The organism is Streptosporangium sp. NPDC006013, from assembly GCF_040614275.1.
In the GTDB taxonomy this organism is placed as follows: Bacteria; Actinomycetota; Actinomycetes; order Streptosporangiales; family Streptosporangiaceae; genus Streptosporangium.
Window position 1 is genome coordinate 1 of the sequence record NZ_JBEXUE010000638.1, and the last position, 4,819, is coordinate 4,819.

Below are 4,819 nucleotides of genomic sequence, written 5' to 3' on the forward strand. Positions count from 1 at the left end.
TCTCGGGCGCCGGCGGCAGCGGACCCGCCGCCGCCCAGCCCAGGGCGAGCGCCCCCGCGGCGGCGGCGATCTCCACCATCAGGAGCCAGGCGGGCCGGGCCACGGCACCCGGGGCGTCGACCAGCATCAGCAGCCACAGCGCGCCGGACACCGGAGCGGCCACGCCGATGAGGAAGCTCCCGGCCACCAGGGCCCGCTGAATCTGAGGTAAGCGCCAGTGGCGCAGGAACGAGACGATGAGCAGCGCTTCGAACCACACCATCGCCCCCCAGAGGGGTTGTGAGACCCAACCCTGCCAGGTGGGTTCGTGGCCGGTGTTGATGGCCCAGTTCTGCAGGTAGACGCGGTCGGGAAGGCGCTCCCCGTACAGGGTGACCAGGGCCATGGGCACGATCAGCAGGAGTAGTGGGCCGGCGGCCGTCAGGATCAGGCGGCGGACCCTGCCTGGTGCGGCGTGATCGGGGTGGTAGGGGGACGCGGAGGGGATGGGGATGAACATGGCTCAACCTCCAACTGTTTGCTTTTGAATATAACAGTGCAAACAGTTCCTGAACGGTGACAGAACGCTTCCCTTTCGGGGCCGGCCGTGTGTGCGGGCTGCCGCCAAGGCACCCAGGCGTTGCGGTTGGCAGCGCTCGGCTACGACGTGGTTGGCCTGGATCACTCCCCTGCCATGCTTGCCGACTTCGAGCACGCGCTCGCCGCTCAGCCGGCCGACGTTCGGGAGAAGACCGCCGTTTCAGCGCGACGTGAGCACCTCGGTCTGGAAGCGCTGGACCAGCGCCCGCGCCTCCTCCTCCCGCCCAGGAGGCACCGCGACGTCGGTGAGTGGCCACAGTTCGCCCTTCGCCCTCACGGTGAACCGCAAGCATGCGGGGGTCTCGTTGGTAGCGTCGATGAAATCCACCTCGCGCAGCCTGAAGCCGAACTCATACAGTGCCGCGTACCCGCCCGGCCGACGGTAGACGCCGAGCGGGCCGATGTAGACCTCGCCCCGCGGGCGGCTGCGCGCCATCAGGGTGCCGTGCCTCAGTAAGGCGACTCCCACAGCCATGATGTACAGGAGCGCTACGAAGGCGATCGTTACACCGATGACGATGACCCCGTGCGCGCCTGCGGCGGCCCCGGCGGCCACCATCACCAGACCGACGGCCAGCGCGAGCAGCGGGGCGGTGCACGAGTTCCGCTGTTCCTGTTCGCGGCGACCCTCGATATCGTTCGCGGCCTTCCAGTCGGCCTCGTCGTAGTGCCAGTGCGCCCAGCTTTGGCCGGCCAGCATCCGGTTCATGTCCTGCAGATGCGTCTGCGGCCGTAGCGCCACCGCGAAGATGAGCAAAGTCACCAGCAACGCCGCGACCGGTATGCCGAGGGAGACAAGCCAGGCAGCGCCGGGGCCCTGGTCCCAGCCGATAGACCCAAGCCGCAGACCCACGACCATCATCACCGTGGTGCCGAGGAGTCCCGCAAGCGGGGCGCGAAGGTGCAGGATCGAGAACAGCCGAGTCATGGTGAAGACCATCGCCCGCCTGCTTCCGGACGTCGTCAAGATCTCGCTCCTCATCATCGCTCGTATGCCCGGGCCCAGTGCCTGTCGCGTCGCGTCAGGCGCGGAACCCAAGAATGAGGTTAGGAGCCGGTCCTGAAGAACGGCTTGTCGATCACTGGGATGACCTCGCCTGCGCGAGTGACCGCTACCGGCCCGGAACTCCTGCTTGAGGGGGTGGCGGGATCCGTGACCGACCGCCACGATCGACGGCCTGGGCGAGGGCGCTGCCCAGCTCGCCCACGCGGCACGGTGGCGATGTCGTCCGGCGGGGCTCCCGGCTTCCGCCGAGGATCATCGCGGATGGCCGGTCAAGAAGCCTGGCACGCCGGGTGGGCGGGCAACTCGAACCAGACGGCCTTTCCGGACCTTCCCGGGCGCGTGCGGTCGGTGCCCCAGGAACGGGACAGCATGTCGACGAGGAGCAGCCCGCGGCCGTTCTCGTCGTTGTCGGGTTCCTCGCGCACCTGGAGCAGGGCCGGATTCTCGTCCTCGACCTCGCAGCGCAGCGTGCCTTCCCAGAAGGAAAGGGTGATGACCGGCACCCCCCGTCCGTGGAGCAGGGCATTGGTGACCAGCTCGCTGACGAGCAGTTCGGCGATGTCGCTCTCCCCGTCGTATCCCCAGTCGGTGAGCTGGGCGCGGACGAGATGCCGCGCCATGGGCGTTGACGAGATGTCGGGCGACAGCGTCCATGAGGTCCGCCGGATGCGCGCCGTGCGGACGGCTCGGGCCACGGGCTCGCCGAGTCCACGAAGGAGCCGCCGTAGCCGGTGCCATCCCCCCGGACGGCCGTTCCCCGGCCGGGCCGGGGAAGCCGACCGGCCGGGCGCCGCAGGACACCAGCGGCACGCGAGTTCAGGCCGCCCGCGCATAGGAATCCCGGTGAGCGGGGATGCTGCGTCCATCGGGCAGAAGCTCGCCGGTGTCGTCGAACAGCACCACGCCGTTGCAGAGCAGCCCCCATCCCTGTTCGGGATGGAACGACACGAGGCGGGCCGCGTCGTGATCAGGGGCGTTCGCGGGCGGGCACGGAGGCTTGTGCTGACACATGACCGTTACCTCGATCCTTGATGATCGTAGGAGTTTTCGAAGGACACCGGCTCCGGCTTGACGGTCATCGCCGGCGTTCCGGTCCAGTGAGCTGCTTTCGCTTTCTACGATGCCGCGCCCGTCGCCCGTTGTCTGCGCTGGCAGCACCCATTCGGGCCCCGTGCCAACGGCAGTCCCGGCATACCCGCTAACTGCAATGCGCCGTCCGCGACCTGCCGCCATCCTGGATTCGTAACTCTGCGTCGTCCTGTCGTTGACGGACGGTTCGGGTTCGCGCGCCGAGTCGTCAGGTAGATCGTTTGCCCAGGTCAGGGGCGTCTCTCGGAACATCCCGGTGGTGAGAGGAGTGCTGCGAACGGCGGCCTGGGCGAGCGCCGCGCCGAACGGAGGCGGCGCCGCCCTGGAGAGCCGGGGCGGAAGATGCCAGAAAACTTCGGGAGGTGTGTCGATCTGACCGTGTCCCATTCGTTGTCATGTTGTACGGCAACCCGCCGCGCGAGGACATGGAGAGAGCCGGGTCATGAAGTACATGTTGCTGATCTACGGTGCCGCGACGACCGACGGGGCCGGCCAGTGCGACTTCGAGGAGTGGGCGCGCTATGACAAGGCACTGAAAGAGGCGGGAATCTGGGTCACCGGGCACGCGCTGAAGGATCTGACCACCGCCACGACGGTCCGGGTCGGCCAGGCAGGTGAGCGGACCGTGACCACGGACGGGCCGTTCGCCGAGACCCGCGAGATCCTCGGCGGCTACGACATCATCGACGTACCGAACCTCGACGTCGCGCTCGACTGGGCCGCCCGCTGCCCCGGATCGCGCGACGGCGGATCGGTCGTGGTGCGGCCGGTCGCCGAGTTCGAGGTCTGACCCCGATGGACGAGCGGGCCGCCGGTGCCAGATCGTCTGTGGAGTCGATGTTCCGTGAGGAACACGGCCGGCTACTCGCCTCCCTGGTCCGCCGCTTCGGTGATCTCGATCTCGCCGAGGAGGTCGCCTCCGAGGCCGTCGAGGCGGCGCTGGTGCACTGGCCGGTCGAGGCGCCGAGGTCCTGCTCGATGCCCCCGGCCCGCCGCGCGATCTCCGCGTCGCCGGAGCCGACACAGACGGTCTGCGCGACCGAGAGCACGACCGGCTCTCTGCCCTCCGCCTCACATGCCCTGCCGACCCGGTCAAAGGCCTTCGCGGTGTCGTCCAGGGTGCGAAACGGCACGTTGTACTCGTCGGCGAACCTGGCGACCAGGCGCGGGGTGCGCGTGGCGCCGACGCCGCCGATGATGATCGGCGGCCTGGGGCTCTGCGCGGGCTTGGGCAGCGCGGGCGAGTCCGCCAGCCGGTAGTGGGCGCCTTCGAAGGAGAACGTCTCGCCCGCCGGTGTGGTCCAGAGCCCGATCAGGATCTCCAACTGCTCCTCGAACCGGCCGAACCGCTCGCCGACCGGCGGGAACGGGATGCCGTACGCGACGTGCTCGGCGTCGAACCAGCCGGTGCCCAGGCCCAGCTCGACCCGGCCCCCGCTCATCTGGTCGACCTGGGCCACGCTGATCGCCAACGGCCCTGGCAGCCGGAAGGTGGCCGGGGTGACCAGGGTGCCCAGGCGAATCGTGGAGGTGTCCCTGGCCAGGCCCGCCAGGGTCGTCCAGGCATCGGTGGAGCCGGCACCGGGGTCGCCCGCTCCGATCCGCATGTAGTGGTCGGAACGGAAGAAGGCGTCGAACCCCAGCCGCTCCGTGGCCAGCGCGACCGCCAGCAACTCGTCGTAGGTGGCACCCTGCTGCGGTTCCGTGAAGATCCTCAACTTCATGCCGACCATTATCCGGGCACTCCGGACGGCATCCGCAGAAAGCCCACGCCGCGGCTGGAACGCTTGCTAACGTTCTGCCCTTCGACGCAACGGGTAGCGGATCCGACACTAACAGCGATCGCCCCTGTCGTTGAGGAAGGGGGATCACATGCCCGTGGCGACCGACCGTCCCGACACTCGCCGGGCCCGCGAGCCCGGCACCCCGCCCCGGCCCCTCGTGGTGCTCGCCTCCATCGCGCTCGCCGCGGGAACCGGTGGCGCGATCTGGCTGCTGCCCCCCAGGGCGCAGGGCGAGTGGGCCGCCGTCGGCAGGCGTGCCGGGGCGGGCGCGCCCCCCTCGGGGACCGCCACCCGGCACCGACGGTCCGGTCCGAGATCGCCTGATCACCACCGCGGCCGGTTCGGCCCCGGCTCCGGATGC

General features: G+C 69.5%; 7 protein-coding genes. 2 read left to right on the plus strand and 5 right to left on the minus strand.

Annotated elements, in window-relative coordinates:
- From ABZ260_RS46730 to ABZ260_RS46745, 4 genes are all read right to left on the minus strand, one after another.
- The coding region (locus tag ABZ260_RS46730; protein WP_355631225.1) for a hypothetical protein at positions 1–499 on the minus strand (499 nt) is incomplete at its 3' end.
- Positions 500–739: 240 nt separating this feature from the next.
- Positions 740–1,519 carry a hypothetical protein gene (locus ABZ260_RS46735; RefSeq protein ID WP_355631228.1) on the minus strand — a complete coding sequence of 260 codons (780 nt, stop codon included), beginning with the start codon at positions 1,517–1,519 and terminating at the stop codon, positions 740–742.
- A 335-nt stretch (positions 1,520–1,854) separates the two neighbouring features.
- Positions 1,855–2,451: an ATP-binding protein gene (locus ABZ260_RS46740; protein ID WP_355631231.1), complete on the minus strand. Its 597-nt coding sequence runs from the start codon at positions 2,449–2,451 to the stop codon at positions 1,855–1,857.
- Complete coding sequence (locus tag ABZ260_RS46745) at positions 2,402–2,596, minus strand: DUF5999 family protein (RefSeq protein WP_355631234.1); 195 nt, start codon at positions 2,594–2,596, stop codon at positions 2,402–2,404. Before ABZ260_RS46745 ends, ABZ260_RS46740 begins: the two co-directional genes overlap by 50 nt.
- Before the next feature lie 520 nt (positions 2,597–3,116).
- Here ABZ260_RS46745 and ABZ260_RS46750 point away from each other — a divergent pair.
- Positions 3,117–3,464, plus strand: coding sequence for a YciI family protein (locus ABZ260_RS46750; RefSeq protein ID WP_355631237.1), 348 nt, complete (start codon positions 3,117–3,119; stop codon positions 3,462–3,464).
- Here the strand turns inward: ABZ260_RS46750 and ABZ260_RS46755 are convergent.
- A complete protein-coding gene (locus tag ABZ260_RS46755) occupies positions 3,355–4,398 on the minus strand; it encodes an LLM class F420-dependent oxidoreductase (protein ID WP_355631240.1) in 1,044 nt (347 codons plus the stop codon). The two genes, ABZ260_RS46750 and ABZ260_RS46755, sit on opposite strands and share 110 nt — an antisense overlap.
- 148 nt (positions 4,399–4,546) lie before the next feature.
- Here ABZ260_RS46755 and ABZ260_RS46760 point away from each other — a divergent pair.
- Positions 4,547–4,819: hypothetical protein (locus ABZ260_RS46760; RefSeq protein ID WP_355631243.1), on the plus strand; the 273-nt coding region annotated here is incomplete at its 3' end.

What these genes read in the sequence shown, in the direction of transcription:
- ABZ260_RS46735 (WP_355631228.1), bottom strand. Translation starts at nt 1,519, where the DNA reads ATGGTCTTCACCATGACTCGGCTGTTCTCGATCCTGCACCTTCGCGCC.
- ABZ260_RS46740 (WP_355631231.1), bottom strand. Translation starts at nt 2,451, where the DNA reads ATGGACGCAGCATCCCCGCTCACCGGGATTCCTATGCGCGGGCGGCCT.
- ABZ260_RS46745 (WP_355631234.1), bottom strand. Translation starts at nt 2,596, where the DNA reads ATGTGTCAGCACAAGCCTCCGTGCCCGCCCGCGAACGCCCCTGATCAC.
- ABZ260_RS46750 (WP_355631237.1), top strand. Translation starts at nt 3,117, where the DNA reads ATGAAGTACATGTTGCTGATCTACGGTGCCGCGACGACCGACGGGGCC.
- ABZ260_RS46755 (WP_355631240.1), bottom strand. Translation starts at nt 4,398, where the DNA reads ATGAAGTTGAGGATCTTCACGGAACCGCAGCAGGGTGCCACCTACGAC.